Genomic DNA, 23,934 nt, shown 5'->3' on the forward strand with positions numbered 1-23,934 from the left:
TGATCCTCCTACGCGCGGTAGTGCAGTTCTGCCTGTCGGCGCAGGTATTCCAGCCCGGGCGCGATCGCCATGGCCCAGGCCGTCAGGATCTCATCGTCGCACTGCGGATCGCGCAGGCTCACGGTGTTCAACATCGCTTCGCGCCACAGGGCGAAAAAACGCGGCGGGAGGTGGAGACCGTCGTCGCTTTGCTCCCGCGCCAGGCGCTCGAGGAAATCAGGCACGATTAACGCGCCGTCTACCGCAAGCATGGCGAAGAAACTCTTAAACAGAGTCTGCTGACCCTCGCTATCCGGCAGGCGAGAAAAATGCTGCTCCGTCTCGGGTGACATATGGACGAAGGCGTCATAGAACGTCTGAAAAAACGCCGTTTTATCATTATCCGGAAAGACGCGGTTCAGACTGGATTCAAACAGATCGCGGTAAAATTTCACGGCGTCCTCCTTACTGCGTTTTCGCCCGGTAGACAGTGCCCGACGGGCGTATAGTCATCTGCCACACGGCGCGTAAAGTAGCTCTCTTTTTTAGCCCGGCGGGCGTCAAACAGGGGGCCCGCGTTGTGTTTAAAGAACAGGGCTTCCAGCACCGTGGCATTGGTGGAAAGGGTGAGCGCTGCGTTAGTATCGCCCGTGGCTTCCTGGCGGCCTTCGTACCAGCCTTTTTGCGGATCGTTAAGATGCTTTGTCACCGCCATCAGCACGTCGGTGTACGGGGTGTCCCACAGGGCCCACAGGGCAAAGACCGCCTTGGTCGATACCTGCGCGAAACGGGTGTAGTCCCGGCCATCGTCGCCGACAGAGTTCCAGGCATAGCCATTTCCCCAGACCGTATCCTGGATATGCCAGGGCGCCTGAGAGAGCGAGAAATCTGCCCTGGCCGTCAGGATTTTATCGGTCTCCCAGCGGGTCTTCTGGCTCAGCCAGACGTTTTCGGCCTGCTTGCGCAGGTGCTTTTGCCGATCGACCGCAACGCCTTCGGGCTCCCAGCCAAACTCCAGGCCCGGCAGCATATAGGGAAGGGTGGTGATCAGGGAGGGCTGCCACGTGGTGCGCGGATCCCGGGCATCAACAGCCAGACGCCGTTGGGCGATGATGACGTGGTGCGCCGGGGGCGTAAACGCTTTCTCCGGGGAAAACCCCCACAGCTGAAACGCCGTTGCGGCATATTCGCTCTCGCCCAGGCGCAGCTCCTCGCGCACCACCGGCTGGCCGTTTTGCAGGGAAGATGACCACAGTTCGCCTTCGCCGTCGATGACCGGACAGAAATTCCAGCGCAGGATGATTTTATCGAGGTATTCGCTGTACTGCGGTTCCCGCTCTGCGGTGAGGCGCAGGGCGAGCATCAGACGCGCCATATCGCGCGCGGACCAGCCATTTTTAACGGGCTTGCCGCTAAAGTCGATCGGCGTCGCCGTCTGGCTGGAATAGAGTCGCCCGGGCGTCCGGGCCTCGGTCAGCATCAGGCGGTTGAGGGTGCCCATCAGCCGCGTCAGGCGAGCGTCATACTCGGCCTCCTCAATCAACCCCAGCTCTTTGGCCGCCAGCAGGGCGATAAGCGTATCGCCCATTTGCCAGAGCGTGACGCGGGGCTGTTTGTCGCTGCCGTTGACCAGCCCGGTTTGCGGCTGGGTATTATTGACGAAATAGCGCCAGGCGATCGCCGCCCACGTCTGCTCTTCCGGCGTCAGGGCGGCAATACGCGCGCTGGAGTGCCAGCCGCCACTGATGAGCCAGCGCCAGCCTGCGCCCTGATGGGCAAACAGCGCAAAGACGATCGCGCCTGCAAGGAGTAATCCCGCAAGACCTCTGGCTATGGTTTTAAGCATTGCGCAGTCACCGGAGGCAGTTTAACGGGCTCGTCCACGCTGCATGACGCGCACTGACAGGCCTGGCAGGCGGGTTTGGTACGCTGCGTGACGCCGGTCCGGTCGCACCAGCTTTTTACGGCCGGGGTGCTGGCAAGGAACGGGCGGCTGCGCAGCGCGTTGTTCTCTTCAAACTGATCGAGCAGCTTTCGATCCCACAGAGACGGGGCAAAATCCTTGCTCTTCGGGTTGTCGGTGTTGAAGGCCAGCAGTTTCCCCTCTTTTTTGAACAACAGGGCCTCCAGCATGATGCCGTTATTGTTCGCGGTGAACTCTTTGATCGGCCCGTCGCCGTTTTCATACAGCCCTTCGTAGTAGCCTTTTCCCTCTTCGTTGGCATTCTCAATGGTGTTCAGCAGGCGGTCGGTATAGGGGGAGTTCCACAGCACCCACATGCCCAGCGCCGCCTTCAGCGAAATCGCGGCAGCGTTAGGGACGAACTGGCCTTTATCGGTAATGGTGTTCCAGTTGTACCCGTCGCTGAAGACGGTGTCATAGACGAAGTAAGGCGCCTTATCGAGCTGGTGCTCGGAGCGCGCGGTCAGGACGCCGGTAATGGTATAGCGGTTCTCCTGAGCCTGATAAACGCGGTCGGCAAAGTTTTTCATCCACGTCAGGGAGTAGTCGCGCGGGGCGTTATCCCGGTCGGTCGGTTTATCAAAGCCGAACTCCAGCCCGTAGAGCAGGTAGGATTCCGTCACCACGTAGTTATGCTGCGACGTGTTGCGCGGGTCGCGCGTATCGTACGGGACCAGCACGCAGTAGATCTCGGCCAGCTCGTAAGGCTGCGGACGGCTGGCTTTGCAGGTATTAAACCCCCACAGCTGGAAACCGGCCGCGCCGTACTCTTCATAGCCCAGTCGACCTTCCTGAACGTACTTCGGCTGGCCGTTCTCCAGATAGGCTCCGTACAGCGTGCCGCAGGGGTCGATCGCGTGGCTGAAATCCCAGCCGAGCACCACGTTATCAATGCTGTTGCCGTATTCCGGGTAACGCTCCTTGATGATTTTCAGCCAGACCAGCATTCGCCCGATATCCAGCGCCGAGAAGCCAATTTCGCCGGGCTTGTTGGTGTAGTCCACCTTCTGGCCGCTGATGGTGTTATAGGCCTTGTTGGGCAGCTCGTTGCGGAACAGTACCAGGGTGTTTAACGTGGCGAGAAACTTCAGCATCCGGCGGTCAAATTCCGCTTTATCAATGATCCCGAGCTCGCGCGCCGCCGTCAGGGCGGCCAGATAGGAGGCGCTGTCCCACATGGTGGTGGAGGGATATTTGTTGACCGCATTCACCAGGCCCGTCGAGGGCTGATAGTTGGTGACGAAATACTGCCAGGCGTTTTTGGCGATGGTCATCTCCCGGGCCGTCAGCTCGCCGCTGCGCGGGGAGTAACCTGATGCAGGCAGCTCGGTGTCCGCACGCACGGTCGATAGCGCCAGCCAGCAGATCGTTATTCCCGTGAGCAGGTGGAAAAGGATCGGGGATCGTGGCTTCATGGCGTTGCTCCTGCTGAGGGGGATGTGTAGAGGCAGGCCAGACAGAGCATCTGGCCATGCGCGATGTAAGACAGACTTTCCAGCACAATGGCATTGGTATCGGCGTCCACGACGGCATTGACGCTGTTGTTGAGATTTAACCCGCGCTGCCAGCCTTTACCCGGCACCTGAAGCGGCAGAACCTGCTGGCGCAGCGCTTCGCTCCAGCTGTTGCGGAACAGGGCATACCAGGCAAACGCGGTGCGGGTGGAGGTCATCGCCACTTTCTCCGGCACCTCGTCGCGCAGGTTACGCGCCTGTACCGGCTGCCTGTCCGGCAGATCGTTAACGTAATCCGGCGCGGGTTCGGCATAATCCGTGCTGACGGGGGGTTTTGGCGCGCGCAGGCCGTGGCGCCGCTGCTGGATCTGCATAATCCGCCACGCAATTTCAGCGCTCTGCGCATCAAAGCCCAGCTCAAGACCGGTTAACAGATAGGGGAGACTGATCAGCGAGGTTTGCTTGCCCCAGGGCGTGCGAAGCCCTTCATCGGGCACCATTACGCCATCCAGATCGATCATCTTTTGCCCTTCAGGCGGGTTGGTCACCGCGAGTCCTGCCGCGCTGTCAATCAGGCGCAGCGTATGGCTGGCATAGAGACGGTAGCCAAAAGTGTCCCGCTGTTCATCGTCGGCCAGCGTCCAGTGGTGGAGCGGCACCGCAGCCTGGCTTTGGGTGTTATTTTCAATCAGCGCCGCGGTGCGCCACACGCTCAACAAATCGCGGATGGCCGCCGCGTGCTGGGGATAGCGCCACAGCAGGGTCTGTAATGCCGTCAGCAGCCGGCTCAGACCGATTGCGGAGGCGTCAGGTTTGCCGAGGATCTTGAGCGTGTCCGCATGGTAATAGGCGGCGGGGAGACCTTTGTCATTGAGCGGCAGTTGCCCCAGCGTGAACACGGCGGTGCTGACCCTCTCGTCAAACTCATCGGCGGAAATGATATTGAGCTGCTCTGCGGCAGCGGTCGCAAAGAGGTAGCTTCCCACGCTCCAGAGGCTCAGCCAGGGCTCACCGTCGCTGGCGTTCGCCAGGCCGTTTGGCTGGGTATTATTCACGTAGTATTGCCAGGCGACCCGCGCCCAGATGGCTTCGTCATAGGTCAGCGCCCGTGTTGTGGGCAGCGGCGGGAAGTCTTTACTGAGCGCGATGCCGCCGCTGCTTTCCACGCGCGTGGGCATCTGTTTCTCCACCCAGACCACAATGGCAAAGCCGATCAGGAAGCCGAGCAAAATGGTGAGGTAGCTGCGCGCGGGCAGCAGGGCATCACGTATCCTCATTGAGTGACCTCGTCCTCTTCAGCGGGCGTCCACATGGCCGCGAAAATCAGCGGCAGCATGGCGGCGATGTTCACCCCTCCCCAGAAAATATTGATGACGTAGCCGGAGGGGTCGTCCACCTGTCCACGCGCCACCTGAATACCGCCCCAGATAAGCCCTGCGAGGGTCGCGGCTTCACCAGGTAGAGAAAACGGCCCGTCTGCCGCTCTTTTGGCGTGACGTGAAATTTGATCTGCTCGCCCCGCAGCACCGTATTGAGCGCGCGCAGGTTCATGGAAAAGAAGGAAAGGTATGAGGCCCTGCCGTCCCAGGCCGAGATCCCCCAGGTGCCGAACATAAACGCCAGTTCAGAGAAGATAAAAAAAGGGAGAAAGTGGAGATAGAACGGCGTCGACCAGGCGGACACCGGCGGAATGCCGGTAAACAGATAGATAATGGGCGAAATCAAAAACACCGTGTTCCACACGCAGGCCATGTAAGACCAGAAGGTGGTGGCATACATCAGCGTCTGGGGCAGAGAGAGCCTGAAGCGGCGACGGCTGAAGATGTTGTCATGAAACAAAATATCCAGCGAACCGGCGGCGTACTTAAAGCGCTGGATCATCCAGGTGAGCATATCCTGCGGAGAGAGCATCTTCGACTCAACCCGCGGATGCATAACCGAGCGCCAGCGTCGTGCGGCGTCACCGTGCAGCAGCACCGAAGTGTAAATATCTTCCGAGACGTGGAATTTGTAGGGGGTAAGCTCGGTGTCAAACGCCACGTGCGGACGCATTGCATTCTGCAGCGCGTCCCGGGTCTCCTCATCGCGAATGTCGCGCGTATGACGATGGATCTCCTCTTCGACGGACCAGACATAGCTTCTTAGCGCGGCCTGCATGACCGCCTCGCGACGGTGAATGGACGCTGCGCCGCAGCAGAAAGCCGCGTTCGCCCAGTTGCGCCGCCGCAGGATCACGTCATAGAACATGCGCGGATCGTTAAAAAACGGGTCGCGGCCAATCGTGATCGGGCCAACACACTTTTGAATCAGCCAGCCCAGACCGTAGCCCACTTTTCCGGCTTTTCGCTGGCCCCAGCGCGACAGGTTTTCTCCTTCCGGAAGATCGAAGAACCACTGCGGCGTCTGTACCCAGGCCACGTCCGGATCGCGAAAATAACCCAGCGTATGGCTGAGCAGGGTGGGAAATACGCGGGTATCGGCGTCGCAGATAACAATAAAATCGCCGTCGGTTTGCTCAAGGCCGTTGCGCAGGTTGCCGGCCTTAAAGCCGATGTTGGTCTGGCGAGTGATATAGTTAACGCCTTCTTCTTCGCAAACGGCTTTCATCTCCGGGCGGCGGCCATCATCAAGCACGTGGATGCGGTAGTCAATCGGGAACGGGTACGCCATCTTCAGGGCGTCGCGAATGGACAGCCTGACCAGCTCGGTGTCTTCGGAGTAGGTGGCAATGAACAGATCCACCTTGACGGGACGGGGCTCTACGGCCTCCTCAGGCGACAGGCATTCGTTAATTTCGCCGGGCGGCGGACTCTGAGGAGGATCCTGTTCTTTCCATAAATTGATGGTAAACAGCACGGTGCCAATCCACGCCAGGGTTTCGGCAAGGACCAGCGGAATGGCATACCATAATGCGTCAGTATTCAGGGAGGCGGTCCAGCGCCAGTAAATATAATTGGCACCCAGAATAAGCGCCGCGACCGCTAACACCTGCCAGGTGAACATGACCCAGCGCGGTGTTGTTAACGGTTCCGGAGGACGACGATGTTCAAAACGGGAAAAATAAAAATCCATAGTTCCGGCGTTCCTGATTCCGTGAAAATGCAGACCCATTCTGCTGCGCAGACAGTTGCCCAAAAGCGAAAGAAAATAGCGATTAAACAAGATTTAAGATAAGTGTAGAACGCCGAATAAAAGTGTCCAGCCACGTTTTTATTAATATTTAGCGGTGGTTAATTCAGCTTAAATTCTGCTTAATGATGTTTCATCGGTCGTCGATAAATTGCGGTTATTATTCCTTTAGGCTATCTACTTTATTTAGACCTTAATTTTCGTTTTCAGGCAAAGGACACCCTATGAGCCATGTTGCGCCGTCGGTAGCGCAAGAAGATGACGCTAAATCAACAGCATGGCGGTATGCCGTTGCAGGTGCCCGGGACCTGAGAATCGACTTTATGCGCGGCATTGCCCTCGTCATGATGGTCGTGGCGCATACGGAGGTGATGTCGGTATTTAATATATTCTCCTGGGAGCGTTTTGGGTTAACAACCGGCGCAGAAGGTTTTGTTATTCTCTCGGGGTTTATGCTTGGCATGCTGAACCGCGCGCGTCTGCAAAAAGTGGTTTTGCTCACGGTTTCCTGGGGGCTTTATCTCAGGGCATGGAAAATATATCGTGTAAATATCATTATCATAGTGTCGTTTATTCTTCTGGCCTATATCCCACATATTAATGTTTTCGAGGTCACCCATTTTACCGACCGTTTTTCGGGTGAAAGCTGGTCGCTTTATCCGGTTACGCCGCAAATTAAAGAGACCTGGTTCAACATTATTCTCTATTTGCAGATCGGCCCCCATCAGACGCAGATTCTGGGGCTGTATATCTTTTTGCTGCTCTTTAGCCCCCTTTTTTTAGGGATGTTGCAGAAAGGGAAAGTCTGGTGGCTGCTGGGGCTGTCGCTGCTGGTGTACAGCCTGTGGCAGCGGTGGCCGCTTCGGCTGACGCCGTCGGAGTTCGAATTTGCCTTCCCACTGCTCGCCTGGCAGTTCATCTTTGTGCTGGGGATGGCCAGCGGCTGGTATAAAGCCGAACTGCTCTCTTTCGCCCGGACGCCTCCGGGGAAAGGGGTGGTAGTGGCGCTGGTCATGGTGTCGCTGGTGCTGGGATTTGTCGCCCAGAACCATACCAACCCGTTTATGCCGCCCGCGCTGCTGATGCACGTCATCCCGCCTGACAGCTTCAATTCGTTTTATCAAACCTGGGCGGCGAAGAACGGGCTGGGCCCGGTGAGGGTGTTAAACGATATTGCCCTGATGGTCACCGTCTACCTGGTGCTGACGTATTGCTGGACGCCGCTCAATCGCCTGCTGGGATGGTTCCTGATCCCGCTCGGCCAGCACTCGCTTTATACCTTTATTTTGCATGTGTACGTGGTGCTGCTGGTGAGCCAGTTCATCACCTTCGACTTATGGCGACATGCCTGGATAGAGAACACGTTAGTGCATGCGGCGGCACTGGGTATTTTGTGGCTGATGGCAAAATACGACGTCGGCGCACGCTGGATACCTAACTAAGGATGGCGGTTATGCGCGAAAAATGGCTTCTGGCGGGCGTGCTGCTCGCCGCGATCCCCGCCGCAGAGGCGGCGAAAAGCAGTGAAAATGAATCCCTGCGCGACAAGAACGGTGAACCTGTTCAGGCTGGCGTCTTTACCAGCCGCTGGGGGCGCCTGTTCTCGGGTAACGACAAGAAATTCTCAGGTGCGCTGAGCTTTAGCTCGGGACTGAAAGAGCAGTGGATGAGCATTCCTAACAGTTCAGACACCGCCACGGAAAAGAAAAAGATTAACCAGACGCTGAATCTCAGCCTTCAGTATTCCCCCTACAGCTTCTGGTTTGCCAACATTACGTCCCGACTGCCGGTCAGAGACACCAGCCGCTACACCGCCGATTTTCGCTACAGCTTCGGCTACGATGACTGGCACGCCAACACCGTCAGTCTGGTTTACAGCAACTACGGCGATAACCATTTCTGGACATCGGGCAGCCGACGACACACCTATTTCGAACAGGGCGCCTTCACGCTGGCCTACAAGTTTTCGCTACCGAAACCGGTCGAAAACACGCTCCTGATTAATAAAGGGGATTCCATCATTTGCCAGGTCGGGTACAGCTGGGTGCCGCGCTACTACGACCTCAGCAGCGATGACATCCGCAAAAATAAAAACGTCATGCTCGGCGGCTGCGGCTACACCTTCAAACAACATTTCTTCGTTCGCGCGACGGCATTCTGGTTCCCGGACAGCAGCCAGCAGCAGCCCTGGAACGGCGATTACAGCTACAGCTTCGGTTATGCCGGCTATACGCCGGGTTCGTTCTCCATCCAGTACGCGAACTATGCGGGAACGCGCTATCCGGGGCACGGCAACGGGAATGCAAAATTCAGGGAAGGGACCGTGAGCCTCATCTGGTTCTTACCGCTTTAGGAGGGATGTATGTCGGCGCTGCACGTGTTAATCGTTGAAGATTCGCTGATTTATCGTCGGTTACTCTCCCGAATGCTCACCCAGTGGGGGTATATCGTGAGCGAGGCGGAAAATGGCGTCGCCGCGCTGGAAACACTGTCCAGCCAGCCGATCAGCATGGTGATAAGCGACTGGGACATGCCGGAAATGGACGGACTCACGCTCTGTCAGACCATCCGCAACCGTCAGTTTGGCCACTACGTCTATGTCATTCTGCTCACGGCACGCGAAAATGCCGGGGATTTAACGCAGGGCTTTGATGCCGGAGCCGATGATTTTTTAAGCAAGCCGGTCGAGCAGGATGAACTGCGGGCGCGTCTGCACGCCGGGGTCCGTATTTTAACGCTGGAAGCGACCCTCGCGGCGCACAACAAGCGCCTGAGTGAAGCGTTGCATCAGATTGAACAGGATCTTGAACTCGCGGCGCGCGTTCAGCACTCCGTGCTGCCTTCGCACCGCTTACGCTTTGGGAACTACTTTTCCGACTGGCTTTTCATGCCGTCTGCGTGGGTCTCAGGCGATGTGTTCAATATTTTTCCACTCGATTCTCACATTGGGTTCTATTGCGTGGATGTGTCCGGTCACGGCGTGGGGGCCGCGATGATGTCCCTCGCGGTGGCGCGTCAGTTCTTACATGGCCGGGTGGTAGACCGTTTTTTGTTTACCGATCAGGGCGGCATTCAGTCGCCTGCGGAGGTGATCGGAATCCTGAACAGCCGCTTTTGCAGTGAAGAGAGCGACATTACCAGCTATTTCACCATTATCTACGGGGTGATCGACCCCGAGAGCGGACGAGGGGTGTTGTGTCAGGCCGGGCATCCAACTCCCGTCATTGTGAACGCAGACAGCGCCGTCACGTCCGTGGGCAATGGCGGCCCGCCGGTCGGGCTGATGCCTGACCTCAGCTGGGAGGACGTCGCGTTTACCCTCAATCCGGGGGATCGCTTATGCTTATTCAGTGACGGTATTACGGAGTGTGAGAACGTCAGCGGCGAGCAGTTTGGCCCGCAGCGTCTCGAACGCTGGCTTCATGACCATGCCCGACTTCCGGTTGACCTGCTCCTGGCGCGGTTCGGTGACCACCTGACCGGCTGGCGCAACGCAAATCGTGATGAACCGACCGCCTTAACCGATGACGTTTCACTGCTCGTGATCGAGCGTCAGGGAGAACAGAATGATTATTAACACTGAACGACTACCGCATGCCAACATCCTCACGCCCGCAGTCCGGCGGCTGGATGCCTCCGTTGCCGCGACGTTTAAAGCGTCCGTGACGGAAGAAATTGGCGACGATCGCAAGGCTTTGATTGTCGACTTCAGCAAAGTGGATTTTATCGACAGCAGCGGGCTGGGAATGCTGGTGTCGTTGTTTAAGCTGATGAACGGGAAAGGCGACATGGCGCTGTGCTCCCTGAACCCCGGGATCATGAACATGTTCACCCTGACCCGCATGGACCGCATATTCCGCATCTATCCGGACAAAAGCAGCGCGCTTGCGCAGCTGGGGCAGTAGATGCAGACGCCGGTGCAGGCAGAATTTCCGGCGGTGCTCGGTTCCCTGACGCCGCTGGCCGGCTGGCTGGAAGCGCGGCTGAGCGCGCTTCCCGTAGATGATGAGTGGCGTTTCGCGCTCGATCTCGCCGTCTGTGAGGTGGCGACGAATATCATCCGGCACGCGCTGCATGAGGATGCCTCGCGCATATTCAGCGTACGCTTCGATATCCGCGACAGCGACGTCTGCATTGTTTTTACCGACGCGGGCGACGCGTTCCCGCTGGCGCGGCTTGAGGCCGCCAGGCGAGATCGTTTTTGTGAAATCTCGCCGCTGCTGGAGAGCGGCAGGGGGCTGATGCTCATTTTGCTGAGCGTCGATCGTTTCTCGGTGGAGCGAGCGGCGGGTGAAAATATTGCCACGCTTGAAAAGAAAATCAGCGTATGACCTGCGGGCCATACGCGTGCTGTTTCTATTTCGTGTTGTCAGCAAACAGTTCTGGCGCCCACGGGCGTGGGTCAACCTCCATAAACGGCGCCCGTTCGAAGCGGTCCTTCAGCGCCCACGGCACCGTGCAGTCGAAGATCGTCTTGCAGGAAATGCCGTTGCCGCGAATCGAGGTGCTGTAATCCGGCGACTGGGACGGATCCAGCTGGTGGCCGCGGATCCCCGGAATATTTGTGATGCTCACATCGCCCTGCATGCGGGTGGTCATCGCCCACAGGATGTCGTCGCTGTCGAAGATATCCACGTCTTCGTCGACCAGAATAATGTTCTTCAGCTCCGAATAGGTGGCTAAGGCGATGAGTGCCGCCTGGCCCTGACGTCCTTCGTCTGACGGCTGGCGTTTTTTCACCTGCAATATCCCGAGGAACTTGCCGCCGCCCGCGGTATGGGCATAGACGTTTTGCAGGAAGCCCGGAATAGCCTCCTCTACGGCATTGCGGATGCTGGCCTCGGTCGGCAGTCCGGCCAGCGTGGTATGTTCTTCCCCCGGTCCCACCAGCGTTTGCAGGATCGCGTGGTTTCGCATGGTCACGGCTTTCACTTTGATCACCGGCAGGGAGGGATTCGCCTCGCCGCAGTAGCCCGGGAACTCCGGCATCGCGTAGCCGGTATTGGTATGCTGATCCTCTCTCACGCGCACGCCCGGCAGCAGTTCACCTTCGATGATGATCTCCGCCCGCGCGATGGCTTTCTCTTTGACCGCCACGCCCTGTACCAGCTCAACCGGCTGCTGGCGCAGCGCCCCGGCGACGCCCAGCTCGTTGTAGCCAAACGGCGTGGTAGGGGCCTCAAAGCACGCGCCGATGTAGATGGCGGGGTCGAGACCCATGTTGATCGTCACCGGCAGCGGTTTTCCGGCATCCTCCGCTTTTTTGCGGAAGACTTCGATATGGCGCCCGGCGGCAAGGAACATGGAAAGCTCGTCGCGCTCCTGAACGCAGAGGCGGTGGATGGTGACATCCGTCAGCGAGCTGTCTTCCGGATCGCTTGCCAGCACCAGCCCCAGACAGAAGAACGGACCCGCATCAATCGGCGTGTTGGTCGGGGCCGGAAGCAGCTTGCGAAGGTCGAAGTCAGGATCGTCAGCGTAGAAGACCTGCTCCTGACAGGGGGCCTGCGAGGCCGGGACGACAACCGGCGCAACCGGCTTTTTGACTGCCTGGCCGACGTGCTTTGCCAGTTCCGAAGGCTCACAGCCCAACAGCAGCGCCGCGCGCTCGCGGCTGGCGTGCATGCCCACCAGGATGCGGGAGTGCGGATAGCCCTTAATGCTGTTGAACATCATGGCCGGGCCCGTGCGGGTTGGACGTTTGACCGTGCCGCCTGCGCCGATATGGCGGTAGACGCCCGCCAGCTCCGCATTGGGATCGACCGGACGATCGGTTTCAATGTACTGCCCTTCGTGGCGCTGCAGTAAGGCGATGGCGCTGCGGAGATCGTTAATCTGGTTTTCCATATTTTCCTCCCTCGGTTGAATACCTCCATTTTTATGGCAATGACCAATAGCATCAATTGCATCATTACTGTTAAATTGATAAGTAAATTCATATCAATTCAGGGGGTCGTCTCGTGCAGTTTCGCCAGATGCGCCACTTCATCGTCGTGGCCGAAGAGCTCCATATGCACCGGGCCGCGGAGCGTCTGAACATGGCGCAGCCGGCGCTGAGTCAGCAGATAAAGGCCCTGGAAGAACGTTTAGGCGTCACGCTTTTCAGCCGGGCGAACCGCCGCTTGACCCTGACGCCCGCGGGCGAAGCATTTCTCGTGAAAGCCCGGCTTGCCATCTCGCTGACCGAACAGGCGGTGCTGGACGCCAGACAAACGGCACGGGGCGAGCAGGGTGTGTTAAACCTCGGGTGCGTGTCGAGCGCGATGTTTGACGGCAGGCTGCCCGCCGCGCTGCGCCAGATGCACAGCCGCTGGCCCGCCATTACCATGTCGCTGATGACGGGAAACGTGCAGACGCTCTACGCCGCCGTGCAGAGCAACCAGCTGGATGTGGCCATCATCCGCGCGCCGCTGCCGTCGCTGCCGGACGATCTGCAAAGCCGCCCGTTCGCCTCGGAGAAAACGGTGCTGGCGCTGTATCGTCAGCATCCGCTGGCCGGGTCCGCCGCGCTGACGCTTTCGTCGGTGAAAGACGAAAAATGGATCTCCCTGCGCGACCCGGAGGGAATGGGGCTGGAGCAGTACTTCTATGACGCCTGCAGCGGGGCGGGCTTTCAGCCGGACGTGGTGCAAAACGCGACCGACGTGCCCACGGTCATCAGCCTGGTTTCGGCAGGGTTTGGGCTGGCGCTGCTTCCCGCGTCGGCAAAGGCGGTGAGCGTCGAGAACGTCGTCTACGTGGACATCCTCGACCGGCTGCGGGAGAGCGAACTCACCCTGGTTTGCCACCGGATTATACGCTCAGAAGTGCTTAAAAAGTTTCTGGTTACCCTCGATCACACCTGACGTCCGGCGGCCCGCAGGAGCTGCTCGCGCAGCCAGGCATTCGCCGGATCCTGGCTGTTTTTCGGGTGCCAGTACATGTTGATGGTAATCGGCTGGAGCGGCAGCGGCGGTGGAAAAATATCCAGCGTGCTGGCGAACCGTCGCAGCATCCGTTCCGGCAGGGTACAGACCAGGTCGGTACCGGCAACCAGCGGCGGCGCCATGGCGTAGCTCTGGGTGGACATGGCGACGTGTCGCTGATAGCCCAGCCCGGCAAGAGTTTGGTCGACAAATCCAGTAAACGGATCGCCCGCCGACGACACCACCAGATGGGAAAGCGCGCAGTAGCTTTCCAGATCTAACGCACCCGTTCCGCGCGGATGGCCTTTACGCTGGGCGGTGGCAAACGCGTCGTCGAGGAGTTTGCGCCTCACCCAGCCGTCATGAGCGCCCGCGCTCACGCCGATGTAGAGATCCACATCGCCGTTCTCCAGCTGCTGCGGCAGGTCAGCCATCTCGGGCAGGGCGAAGCGCAGGCGAATACCGGGAGCATCGGTACCCACCTGGTTAAGCAGCGCGGTGCCGAGCATCAGCGCCGGGTTTTCATGCAGCGCGATGACAAAGGTCCGGCTGCTGGTTTGCGCGTCAAACGCGGTGGGCGCAAACATCGCGCTGATGCCGCGCAGCACGCCTGTCACCTGCGGCCTGAGCGCTTCCGCGCGCGGCGTGGGTAACACCCCGCGTCCATGCGGGGAGGGGATAAACAGCGGTTCGCCAAACAGCGTGCGCAGACGCGCGAGACGAGCGGACAACGCGGGCTGGCTGATGCCCAGCCGCGCGGCCGCATGGGTGATGTTCCTGTCCTGAAGCAGGGCGTCCAGCGTCAGGAGCAGGTCTATGTCCATGTCAGATATCCGCGTCATCTTATTTCGCGCTGCTGGCGTCCCGGTTGGTATAGGTCACAGGGACCCAGGCATAGCCGCCTTTCTCGCCTTTCGTCACATAGCCGATGCCCGGGAAAGGCAGATGGGGCGCGGCAATGAGGTCTTTATTTTTCACAAAGTCAGCGAACGCATGCTCGCGTACGCTTGCCGCTTTGTTCTCATCTTCATCGTAGGTGATGGTCACCGCAGGCTGCGGAAACTGGACCGCCGCGGCGTGAATGATGTCGCCGACAAAGGTGATCTTCTCGCCTTTGCTTGTCAGGGTGTAGAAGGCTGAACCCGGCGTGTGTCCGGGATGAACCGTGCCGGTAAGCCCCGGAAGAATCTCCGATGTGCCGCTAAACGGCACCACTTTCCCCGCGTCAAGGTAGGGTTTTAAGGTCTTCTGCGCGACATCGAAGTAGTTCTTGCCGTAGCCGGTTTTCTTCTGATTGTCGTCGTTAAAGAAAAAGTCGATGTCCGGTTTGCCAACGAAAACGCGCGCGTTGCTGAACACTACCTTGCCGTCTTTCACCAGGCCGCCCGCATGATCGGAGTGGGCGTGGGTCAGCAGGACTTCAGTGATGTCCTCGGGCTTTATCCCCTGCGTGGCGAGGCTCTCAACCAGACGTCCGCCGGTATCAGGACCAAAGAGCTGGCCCGAGCCGGTATCCACCAGGATTTTATGTCCGGGTATCGCAATCAGAAAAGCGTTGATGGAGACCTCAGCCGGGTTGGTCTGAAAGTTTTTTGCGAGCAGCGCATCAATGTTTTGCGGCGTTGTCCGGCGCAGCAGCTTGTGCAGATCCTGCGCGACGGTCCCGTCGGTAAACGAGGTGACAAGCACGTCGCCGACCTGCACGCTGTAACCGCCCGCCGGTTGTTTAACGACGTGCTGCGGCGTTTCAGCAGAGGCCTGGAGCGCAGGGTAGAAAAGCAGTGAACTGGAAATCAGCGTGGAAAGAGCAAGTTTTTTCACGGTAAGCATACGAGTCTCCTTTGAAAGTGCTCATCTTACTGCTCCGTAAAATTATAAGAACCTGCCCAGAAATGATAGGACCTATAAACGGGATGGATAGGAAACCGAAGGGCCGGGAAGGCGCGCGATAGCTTTCCCGGCCCGTAGACATTATTTTTTCAGCGGTGCGTTCCAGCTGTCCGGCGTGGCTTTGGACCATGAGCCATAAGCGGCATTAGGCAGCACAATCCAGTCGTTGCCGAAGTGGTCCGCGCTGGCCTCAACCAGTTCACGCTGCTGTTCGCTCGGCTTTTTGTTTTTAAACTGCACGGCGAAATCCGGCAGGCTGTCGCCGAACAGCATCACGATCTGCTGCTTTTTGAGGATGCTCTGACGGCGCTCTTCCTTGCTGACCGTATCCAGCAGCACGCTTTCGTCAGATACCTGCGGCAGGCCGAGAGCGTTTAACGTCTTCAGCGTGTCGGCTTTGTTTTCCTGCATACGATCCGAGACATAGTAGATGCGGACCTTGCTTTGATTCACGTGGTCAAGAAACGCTTTCGCCCCCGGAATTAAGCCGGGTTTTCCCTGTTTTTCCCAGTCGCTCCAGGTGTCCCATTTCGTATAGTCGTGACACTGCTCCATGTCGCGCACCAGCAGAGGGGTGTTATCCAGTACCGTTTCATCCAGGTCCATTACCACGGCGTAATTTTCGGGCGTTTTCAGATCCTTTAACTTTTCGTTAAAACGCTCGGTGGCAAACCGATAGGTTTGCAGCTGAAGGGCCATAATCTCTGCCGATTTCTGCTGATAGCGCAGCGCCATTTCGTACGCTTTCGGTTCACACAGGTCGTGCTCCGCGGCCGTCGCCGCTGCCGTTGCACTCAAAACCGGTAATGCCAGCAGTAATGCCTTAGCCATTGAATTCACACTTCTTTCCTCAACACCGTGGTTAAAATCCCGAAAGCGTAATGAAATTCAGTGACAGAAATATGACCGTGATGTGGCAATGTGTTTCCGCTAGACCAGCATGTAATACCAGAACAGAGCGACCTCGTCTTTTTCCGGTAGGGCGTTGTAGAGATAACGATCGTATCCGCCCAGGGTAAATCCGTAGTGACGGTAAAACAGGCAGGCAGAGACGTTCACATTTTGTGTTTCAAGCCGTAATCCCGGCGCGTTTACGCTGCGGGCCCACACGTGCGCGGCGGCCATTAATTTATGCGCGGCGCCGGTTCTGCGTTTGGAGCGCTCAACGGCAATATAATCTACTGAAATAAATTTATTCCAGCCGACTGACGCGGTAATAAATCCGGCTATTTCACCGTCGTCCGTTTCCGCGACAAGAAATATGGCGTCCGGATTAACGCAGTGATTTTCAAGCGTTTGAATGTCGAGTTCGTAGGTTTTTATCCACGGCTCTGCCACGGCTTCAATATGCAAATCACAGTGGATAAACGGCTCCCGGGCAATGTGGCTAATGGTGAAAGAAAAGTCACAGCATTCAAGGCGTGCGAAGTCGGTATTGAGTCCTTTTCGAATCTGCATAGTATTCCCGTTAGTGAGTTATTTCATAAAGAATAGACGAAGCGGTTAAATCCGCTGAGCTCACGCACTTTTAATCCTGAACTAAGCTTGTACTTCGTTCCGCGTAAAATGTGGGTCATTCGAGGACAATGAATGGAATTCAGGACATTTCAAAAGCAGTGGGGTGCTGAGTTTATTTCCGATGACGTTGTACGTTTTCGCGTCTGGGCAGAAGGACAGAAAGAACTTACGCTACGTCTTGCCGCCACCGACGTGCCGATGACGGCAACCGGCGACGGCTGGTTTCAGGCGGACGTCCCCGGCGTCAGGCACGGTGCAGAATATCAGTTTGTTCTTCAGGACGGCACGGCGGTGCCCGATCCCGCCTCGCGGGCGCAAAAGGGCGACGTTAACGGACCCTCGGTGGTGATCGATCCCCGACGTTACCAGCCGGTCAACCGCGACTGGGCAGGGCGGCTGTGGGAAGAGACGATCATTTACGAACTGCACATCGGCACGTTTACCCCGGAGGGCACCTTCCGGGCGGCGATCGACAAGCTGCCGTATCTGGCGGAGCTGGGGATTACCCAACTTGAAGTCATGCCCGTCTCCCAGTTTGGCGGTTCCCGCGGCTGGGGGTACGACGGGGTGCTGCTGTATGCCCCGCACTCTGCGTACGGCACGCCGGAGGATTTCCACGCGTTTATCGACGCCGCGCACGGGCTGGGGCTTTCCGTGGTGCTGGATATCGTGCTCAACCACTTCGGCCCGGAGGGGAACTATCTGCCTCTGCTGTCGCCCGCGTTTTTCGATGCACAGCGGATGACGCCCTGGGGCAACGGCATCGCCTACGAGCGCGAGCCGGTGAGACAGTACATGACCGACGCGCCGCTCTTCTGGCTGACGGAATACCGCCTGGATGGCCTGCGGTTTGATGCCATCGACCAGATTAAAGACGGCTCGGACACGCATATTCTCGAGGAGATTGCCGCAAAAATTCGCGAGGCCATTCCGCATCGTCACGTTCACCTGACCACGGAAGACAGCCGCAACGTGATTTTCCTGCATCCGCGCGATGAACAGGGCAACGCGCCGCTGTTCACCGGCGAGTGGAACGATGACTTCCACAACGCCGCCCACGTATTTGCCACCGGTGAGACGCACGCCTACTACCAGGATTTTGCCTTTGAGCCGGAGAAAAAGTTCGCCCGGGCGCTGGCGGAAGGGTTTGTCTACCAGGGCGAGATTTCGCTGCAAACCGGCGAATCCCGCGGCGTGGAGTGCCGCACGCAGCCGCCGCAGTTCTTCGTCGATTTCATCCAAAACCACGATCAGACCGGCAATCGCGCCCAGGGCGAGCGGCTTATCTCCCTCGCGGGGGCTGATAAAACGAGGGTGCTGCTTGCCGCGCTACTGCTTTCCCCCCATATCCCGCTGCTGTTTATGGGCGAGGAGTTTGGTGAAACGCATCCGTTCCTGTTCTTCACCGACTTTCACGGCGAACTGGCAAAGGCGGTGCGGGAAGGGCGCGCGAAAGAGTTTAGCGGCCATGCCGGGCACGATGAAACCGTCCCGGACCCGAACGACGTGAACACGTTTATCCGCTCAAAGCTCGACTGGAACAAAATCGCCACCGACGAGGGCAAAACGTGGCTGCGCTATACGCGCCATCTGTTGACGCTGCGCCATCGCTATATCGTTCCGCTTCTGCATCCGGGCGGCGCCGTTGAGGGCCATGTGCTCAAGACCGCGCCCGGCATGGTGGCGGTGAGCTGGCGCTTCCCGTCAGGCACGCTTTCTCTGGCGCTGAATATTGGAACGAAGCCCGTCGACCTGCCCGCGCTCGCGGGGGAGACGCGCTTCGCCTGGCCGGAGCTCAACGACGTTTTACCCCCGAACGGTATTGTCGTTCGCTTTGCTGATGGAGAAGCATCGTTATGATCCCTTCCGCCACGTACCGTATTCAGTTCCGTAACGGCATGACCTTCGACCGCGTTGTGGCGCTGGTGCCGTATTTGAAGGACCTCCGCATCAGCCACCTTTACGCGTCGCCCGTGTTCACTGCCACGACGGGGTCTACCCACGGCTATGACGTGACCAACCCGAATGAAATCGACCCCGCGATTGGCGGACGAGAAGGCTTTGACCGCATGGCCGCGGCGCTTAAGCAGGCCGGTATGGGGTTGATTCTGGACATTGTCCCGAACCATATGTCCACCTCGCTGGAAAACCTCTGGTGGCGGGACGTGATTGAATACGGCCAGCAAAGCCGCTACGCGCACTATTTTGACATTGACTGGTCGAGGCCGCTGACGCTGCCGTTTCTCGGCGACACCTTTGAGGCGGAGCTGGAGAAGGGAGCCATCACGCTAAAACGTGACCCTGTCACGGAAGAGGCCGCACTGGTTTACTACGACGCCGAGTATCCGCTTAACCCGGGCACGTACAGCGAGGAGAAAAGCATTGCCGGGCTGCACGAGGCGCAAAGCTGGCGGCTGATGTCCTGGCGGGAGGCGCCGAAGCAGCTCTCATGGCGGCGCTTCTTTGAGATCACCGGGCTGGTCGGCGTCCGGGTTGAGGATGATGCGGTCTTCGACGATACGCACCGGCTGATCCTTGAGCTGGTCCACGCTGGCGTGGTGGACGGCCTGCGCATTGACCATGTCGACGGCCTGGCGGATCCGCTGGGCTATCTGCAGCGCCTGCGGCAGGCCGCCGGGCCCGACTGCTACATCACGGTCGAAAAGATTCTCGCCAAAGGGGAACAGCTCCCCGCTGACTGGCCGGTATCCGGTACCACCGGCTACGAGTTTATCGCCTCGCTGGCGGAAGTGCTGGTCGATGATGATAGCCTGTCGCGTCTGGAGAAAATCCACGACGAAACGCTCGGCGTGACGGTCGATCGCCACGCGGAGCTGCGCGATGCCAAAGGCCTGATGACCGATCGCAATTTCGAGGGTGAATTCACCACGCTGCTAAACCTTGCTGAGGATCTGGCCCGCCGCAATGAGGTTGCGCTGCCGCGCGAGGAAATCCGCCACGCGCTGCGCGAACTGCTTATTGCGTTTCCGGTCTACCGCACCTACGGCACTCGCGAGGGGTTAACCCCGCCGGACGTGGCGCTGCTCAACCGCGTGGTTGCCAGCGTGGAGACGTCTGAAGCGGCGCTCAGCCTGATCGTACGCATTCTTACCGGCGACCTGCCGAACGCATGCCGCGAGAGCGCCGCGCTGTTCAGGACCCGCTTCCAGCAGCTGACCGGGCCGCTGATGGCGAAGTCCGTTGAAGACACGCTGTTCTTTCGCCACAACCTTGAGCTTGCGCTCAATGAAGTGGGTGCCGACCCGACGCCGCGCGCGTTTTCCTTATCCCGCTTCCACCAGGAGATGCGCATTCGTCTGGCCCGTCAGCCCGACGCGCTGCTGGGCACCTCCACGCACGATACCAAGCGCGGAGAAGATGCCCGGGCGCGCCTTTACACCCTGACGGAAGCCCCGGAACGCTGGGGGGAAAATCTGGCCCGCTGGCGGCAGATGAACCAGACCCAGGTGCGTTTTCTCAACGACGGCACCGCGCCGAACGCCGCCGATACGTGGATGATCTACCAGGCGCTGGCGGGCGTCTGGCCCGCCACGCTGTCACCGGATGACGCTGAAGGGCTTAAAGCACTCGAAACGCGGTTCCTCGGCTTCCTCGAAAAAGCGCTGCGCGAGGCGAAACAGCGCACCGACTGGATTGACAGCAACGAGAGCTATGAGAGCGTGGTGTTGAGCTACGCGCGGCACCTGCTTTCGCCGAACAACACCCCGTTCCTGCACGATTTCAGCGAGGCGATGCAGCCCTTTATTCGCGCCGGGCTGATGAACAGCCTCAGCCAGACGGCGATCAAGCTGACGGCGCCCGGCGTGCCGGATATTTATCAGGGCAGCGAGGCGCTTAACTTCAGCCTGGTCGACCCGGATAACCGACGCGAGCCTGACTTTCCGGCCCTGGTGCAACACCTCAGCGCGGCGGATGCCGGGGTGTTTGACAACCCGGCCTGCTGGCGGGACGGACGGGTCAAACAGTTTGTTACCGCCACGCTGCTGCGGCTTCGACCGCACTACGACGCGCTTTTCCGCTACGGCGACTGGCTGCCGCTTAAGGTCACCGGCGAGCGGGAGGAGAACCTGATTGTTTATGCGCGCGTTAAGGACGAGGAGGCGCTGATTGTCGCCGTGCCGCGTCTGGTTTTTGGCATCACGGATAATCATCAGCTGTGGGTCAATACCACGGTGGCGATACCCGACGAACTGGCCGGGAAGCGCTATCGGGATCTGTTCAGCGGTGAGAGCCGCATTCTGCAAAAGACGCTGGATTTAACGTCAGAAAAGGGATGTGTACTGGTTCTGCTTACCTGCGAATAATCGTGGAGAACGAAAATGGCAAAGGATACAACGTTTGAAATTCGGGCCGGTCATGGCCAGCAGTTGGGGGCGAATTATGACGGGAAGGGCGTTAACTTCGCGCTGTTCTCCGCGCACGCTGAACGAGTGGAGCTCTGTCTGTTTGACCCGTCCGGGAAAACGGAAATCGCCCGACTGGAGCTGCCGGAGTATACCCATGAGATCTGGCACGGCTATGTGCCTGACCTGAAGCCGGGCGCGCTGTATGGTTATCGCGTCTACGGCCCCTACGACCCGGAAAATGGTCATCGCTTTAACCCGCATAAGCTGCTTATCGACCCGTACGCTCGCGAACTGGTGGGTGACATCGACTGGAACGACGCCCATTTCGGCTATGAGCTGGGGCATGACGAGCTGGATTTGAGCTTTGATACCCGCGACAGCGCGCCGTTTACGCCGAAATGCAGGGTTATCGACCCGAACGCCTTTGACTGGCAGGACAACAACCGGCCGAACGTCCCTTGGCCGCATACCGTTGTCTATGAGAGCCACGTGAAAGGGTTTACCCAGATGAACCCGGCCATTCCGCCCGAGCTGCGCGGGACGTTTGAGGGGATGGGGCACAAAGCCTCGGTCGACTACATCAAAAGCCTGGGCATTACCTCGGTGGAGCTGCTGCCGGTTCACTGGTTCCCGGACGACCAGCACCTGCTCGACCGCGGCCTGAAGAACTTCTGGGGCTATAACACGCTGGGCTTTTTTGCTCCGGCGTCGCGCTACTACGGCCCGGCGGGGATCCAGGGCTTTCGCGATATGGTGCGCGCCTATCATGACGCGGGCATCGAGGTCATTCTGGACGTGGTGTACAACCACACGGCGGAAGGGAACGAGCTTGGCCCGACGCTCTCGTTTAAGGGGATTGATAACTACAGCTATTACCGCACGCTGCCCGACCAGCACCGGTACTACATCAACGACACCGGGACGGGAAACACGGTCAACACCTCGCACCCGCGCGTGTTGCAGATGGTGATGGATTCCCTGCGCTACTGGGCGGAATCAATGCACATAGACGGTTTTCGTTTCGACCTCGGGACGATCCTGGGCCGCGAGCCCGAAGGGTTTGACCCGCGCGGCGGTTTTTTCGACGCCATGACCCAGGATCCGGTCTTATCCCGACTGAAGCTGATTGGTGAACCCTGGGATATTGGCCCCGGCGGCTATCAGGTGGGCGGATTCCCGCCGGGCTGGGGGGAGTGGAACGACAAATACCGCGACACCGTTCGCGAGTACTGGAAGGGGGACAACGTCTCCACGGACTTTGCCGCGCGGCTTCTCGGCTCCGGCGATCTGTACGATCTGCGTGGGCGTCGCCCGTGGGCCAGCGTCAACTTTATCACCGCCCACGACGGCTTTACGCTGAATGACCTGGTGTCGTACAACGAGAAGCACAACGCCGACAACGGCGAGGACAATAACGACGGGCATAACGATAACCGCTCGTACAACTACGGCGAGGAAGGGCCAACCGAGAACCCGGACATCATCGCTACCCGGGAGCGGCAAAAGCGTAATTTCCTGACCACGCTGCTGTTTTCCCACGGCACGCCGATGCTGCTGGCGGGGGACGAGTTTGGCCGCACGCAGAAGGGGAACAACAACGGCTACTGCCAGGACAGTGAGATCTCGTGGATCGACTGGAAGGGGCTCTCCGAAAACGACGCCGCGCTGCGCGAGTTTACCCGTCGTCTCATTGCCCTTCGCGCGCAACAGCCGCTGCTGCGCCGTGAAAGCTGGCGTGACGGGCTGGAGATCCGCTGGTTCAATGCCGGAGGCGGTCCGCAGCAGGCCGAGCAGTGGGATGAAGGCTCAACGCTCGGGGTCTCCATCAGCAGGCCGGATCTTCAGCAGGAGGACGGCATCTGGCACGACGTGCTGATGCTGTTCAATCCGTTTGAAGGCACCGTGCCGTTCCAGATCCCGCAGTTTGGCGAAGGGGGATGGGTGCTGGAGCTGTCTACGGCGGATGATGCCGTCACCGGGACAGCGATCACCGAAACCGTTGAGTACGCGCTTGCCGGACGGAGCATTACGCTGTTCCGCCGTCCTTAGTTACAGTGACGCCGCCGCCCGTGCGGCGGTGTCATACAGGGAGGAGATCGTGCGTAACAGCTGCGCGGTCTCGCCAATCGACTTCCCGGCAATGCCGCTCTCCGCGTGGATCGCAATCAGACACGCCTCCCGCACGTCCCGGTATTTCATGCACAGCGCTTTCCCTTCCTCCGTTGTAGAGAAAAAGAGCTCTTTGCCCGCTTTCTCGCTCGTCACGTAGCCTGCTTTGACCAGCTTTTTCAGCGCATAGGTTACCACGTGGGTGTCTTCCACGTTGAGGACGAAGCAGATATCGGCCAGCTTTTTCTTGCGGTCGCGGTGGTTCACGTGATGCAGCAGCGAAACGTCAAAGGCGCCCATATCGGGCTCGCCGGCAGCCGTCATGCAGCGCACCATCCATTTGTTAAAGGCGTTGCCGGTCATGATCAGCGCATATTCCAGCTCTGATAACTCCGCGCAGCGCTCGGATACCAGATGGCGGGAAGAGACGATCCGGCCCTCGTTGATATCGTCGCGATCGGGTGAAGCACTCTTTTCTGAGGTCATAACGTTCCTTAGCCAGAAATGTAAACTCATCGATAAAATAAGAACATTTTATTGATAATTTGTTTACATGTTTTTGAGGTTCAGATATAGCTTTTTAGCGCAGGTTTTGCGAAGCCTGCCAACAAAACACAACA

The 23,934-nt window shown here is 58.7% G+C and carries 19 protein-coding genes and 1 pseudogene; 9 read left to right on the plus strand and 11 right to left on the minus strand.

The window, feature by feature from the left end; genetic code table 11:
• Window positions 1-8: 8 nt before the first annotated feature.
• The 5 genes and pseudogenes from N6P30_RS01185 to N6P30_RS01205 form a co-directional block, all read right to left on the minus strand.
• Window positions 9-434, minus strand: coding sequence for a globin (locus tag N6P30_RS01185; RefSeq protein ID WP_008501676.1), 426 nt, complete (start codon window positions 432-434; stop codon window positions 9-11).
• Window positions 431-1,825 (minus strand): DUF3131 domain-containing protein, encoded by a 1,395-nt coding sequence (locus N6P30_RS01190; protein WP_023292375.1) that lies wholly within the window; start codon window positions 1,823-1,825, stop codon window positions 431-433. The genes N6P30_RS01185 and N6P30_RS01190 overlap by 4 nt, the downstream gene beginning before the upstream one ends.
• Window positions 1,810-3,357 (minus strand): DUF3131 domain-containing protein, encoded by a 1,548-nt coding sequence (locus N6P30_RS01195; RefSeq protein ID WP_023292376.1) that lies wholly within the window; start codon window positions 3,355-3,357, stop codon window positions 1,810-1,812. Before N6P30_RS01195 ends, N6P30_RS01190 begins: the two co-directional genes overlap by 16 nt.
• On the minus strand, window positions 3,354-4,673 hold the full coding sequence (locus N6P30_RS01200) for a DUF3131 domain-containing protein (RefSeq protein ID WP_023292377.1): 1,320 nt from the start codon (window positions 4,671-4,673) through the stop codon (window positions 3,354-3,356). The genes N6P30_RS01195 and N6P30_RS01200 overlap by 4 nt, the downstream gene beginning before the upstream one ends.
• A pseudogene (locus tag N6P30_RS01205) lies at window positions 4,670-6,468 on the minus strand (glycosyltransferase). The gene N6P30_RS01200 and the pseudogene N6P30_RS01205 overlap by 4 nt, the downstream one beginning before the upstream one ends.
• A gap of 281 nt (window positions 6,469-6,749) precedes the next feature.
• Between N6P30_RS01205 and opgC the strand changes: the two are divergent.
• Genes opgC through N6P30_RS01230 form a run of 5 tightly spaced genes read left to right on the plus strand, consistent with a single transcriptional unit; the run spans window position 6,750 to window position 10,856 of the window.
• The gene (opgC, locus tag N6P30_RS01210; protein ID WP_023292378.1) at window positions 6,750-7,967 is read left to right on the plus strand and encodes an OpgC domain-containing protein; all 1,218 of its coding nucleotides are present in this window, start codon (window positions 6,750-6,752) and stop codon (window positions 7,965-7,967) included.
• An 11-nt stretch (window positions 7,968-7,978) separates the two neighbouring features.
• Window positions 7,979-8,878: a hypothetical protein gene (locus N6P30_RS01215; RefSeq protein WP_008501670.1), complete on the plus strand. Its 900-nt coding sequence runs from the start codon at window positions 7,979-7,981 to the stop codon at window positions 8,876-8,878.
• A gap of 9 nt (window positions 8,879-8,887) precedes the next feature.
• Window positions 8,888-10,102, plus strand: coding sequence for a PP2C family protein-serine/threonine phosphatase (locus N6P30_RS01220; RefSeq protein ID WP_032663496.1), 1,215 nt, complete (start codon window positions 8,888-8,890; stop codon window positions 10,100-10,102).
• Window positions 10,092-10,430, plus strand: a complete 339-nt coding sequence (locus N6P30_RS01225; protein WP_023292380.1) for an STAS domain-containing protein — start codon at window positions 10,092-10,094, stop codon at window positions 10,428-10,430. The genes N6P30_RS01220 and N6P30_RS01225 overlap by 11 nt, the downstream gene beginning before the upstream one ends.
• Entirely contained in the window at window positions 10,431-10,856 is a 426-nt protein-coding gene (locus tag N6P30_RS01230) for an ATP-binding protein (protein WP_023292381.1), read from the plus strand.
• 25 nt (window positions 10,857-10,881) lie between these two features.
• Here N6P30_RS01230 and N6P30_RS01235 read toward each other — a convergent pair whose 3' ends face one another.
• Window positions 10,882-12,372 carry a UbiD family decarboxylase gene (locus tag N6P30_RS01235; protein WP_260629923.1) on the minus strand — a complete coding sequence of 497 codons (1,491 nt, stop codon included), beginning with the start codon at window positions 12,370-12,372 and terminating at the stop codon, window positions 10,882-10,884.
• A 113-nt stretch (window positions 12,373-12,485) separates the two neighbouring features.
• Here N6P30_RS01235 and N6P30_RS01240 point away from each other — a divergent pair, with 113 nt between their 5' ends.
• A complete protein-coding gene (locus tag N6P30_RS01240; RefSeq protein ID WP_008501665.1) occupies window positions 12,486-13,370 on the plus strand; it encodes a LysR substrate-binding domain-containing protein in 885 nt (294 codons plus the stop codon).
• Here the strand turns inward: N6P30_RS01240 and N6P30_RS01245 are convergent.
• The 4 genes from N6P30_RS01245 to N6P30_RS01260 all read right to left on the minus strand — a co-directional run bounded on the left by N6P30_RS01245 (window position 13,361) and on the right by N6P30_RS01260 (window position 16,778).
• On the minus strand, window positions 13,361-14,272 hold the full coding sequence (locus tag N6P30_RS01245; protein ID WP_032663498.1) for a LysR family transcriptional regulator: 912 nt from the start codon (window positions 14,270-14,272) through the stop codon (window positions 13,361-13,363). The two genes, N6P30_RS01240 and N6P30_RS01245, sit on opposite strands and share 10 nt — an antisense overlap.
• Window position 14,273: 1 nt before the next feature.
• On the minus strand, window positions 14,274-15,260 hold the full coding sequence (locus N6P30_RS01250) for an MBL fold metallo-hydrolase (protein WP_008501663.1): 987 nt from the start codon (window positions 15,258-15,260) through the stop codon (window positions 14,274-14,276).
• Between the two features lie 141 nt (window positions 15,261-15,401).
• On the minus strand, window positions 15,402-16,151 hold the full coding sequence (locus N6P30_RS01255) for a 5'-nucleotidase, lipoprotein e(P4) family (RefSeq protein WP_247608348.1): 750 nt from the start codon (window positions 16,149-16,151) through the stop codon (window positions 15,402-15,404).
• A 99-nt stretch (window positions 16,152-16,250) separates the two neighbouring features.
• Window positions 16,251-16,778, minus strand: coding sequence for a GNAT family N-acetyltransferase (locus tag N6P30_RS01260; protein ID WP_021240150.1), 528 nt, complete (start codon window positions 16,776-16,778; stop codon window positions 16,251-16,253).
• A 132-nt stretch (window positions 16,779-16,910) separates the two neighbouring features.
• Between N6P30_RS01260 and treZ the strand changes: the two genes are divergently transcribed.
• From treZ to glgX, 3 genes are read left to right on the plus strand one after another with little or no spacing between them, the layout of a single operon-like run.
• Window positions 16,911-18,698, plus strand: a complete 1,788-nt coding sequence (gene treZ, locus N6P30_RS01265) for a malto-oligosyltrehalose trehalohydrolase (RefSeq protein WP_023292386.1) — start codon at window positions 16,911-16,913, stop codon at window positions 18,696-18,698.
• Window positions 18,695-21,163 carry a malto-oligosyltrehalose synthase gene (gene treY, locus N6P30_RS01270; RefSeq protein WP_023292387.1) on the plus strand — a complete coding sequence of 823 codons (2,469 nt, stop codon included), beginning with the start codon at window positions 18,695-18,697 and terminating at the stop codon, window positions 21,161-21,163. The genes treZ and treY overlap by 4 nt, the downstream gene beginning before the upstream one ends.
• 15 nt (window positions 21,164-21,178) lie before the next feature.
• Complete coding sequence (gene glgX / locus N6P30_RS01275; RefSeq protein ID WP_023292388.1) at window positions 21,179-23,254, plus strand: glycogen debranching protein GlgX; 2,076 nt, start codon at window positions 21,179-21,181, stop codon at window positions 23,252-23,254.
• Here glgX and N6P30_RS01280 read toward each other — a convergent pair whose 3' ends face one another.
• Window positions 23,255-23,800, minus strand: a complete 546-nt coding sequence (locus tag N6P30_RS01280; protein WP_021240146.1) for a winged helix DNA-binding protein — start codon at window positions 23,798-23,800, stop codon at window positions 23,255-23,257.
• Window positions 23,801-23,934: the final 134 nt, after the last annotated feature.

It is taken from the genome of Enterobacter sp. PL1 (assembly GCF_945957325.1).
GTDB classification, from domain to species: Bacteria; Pseudomonadota; Gammaproteobacteria; order Enterobacterales; family Enterobacteriaceae; genus Enterobacter; species Enterobacter roggenkampii.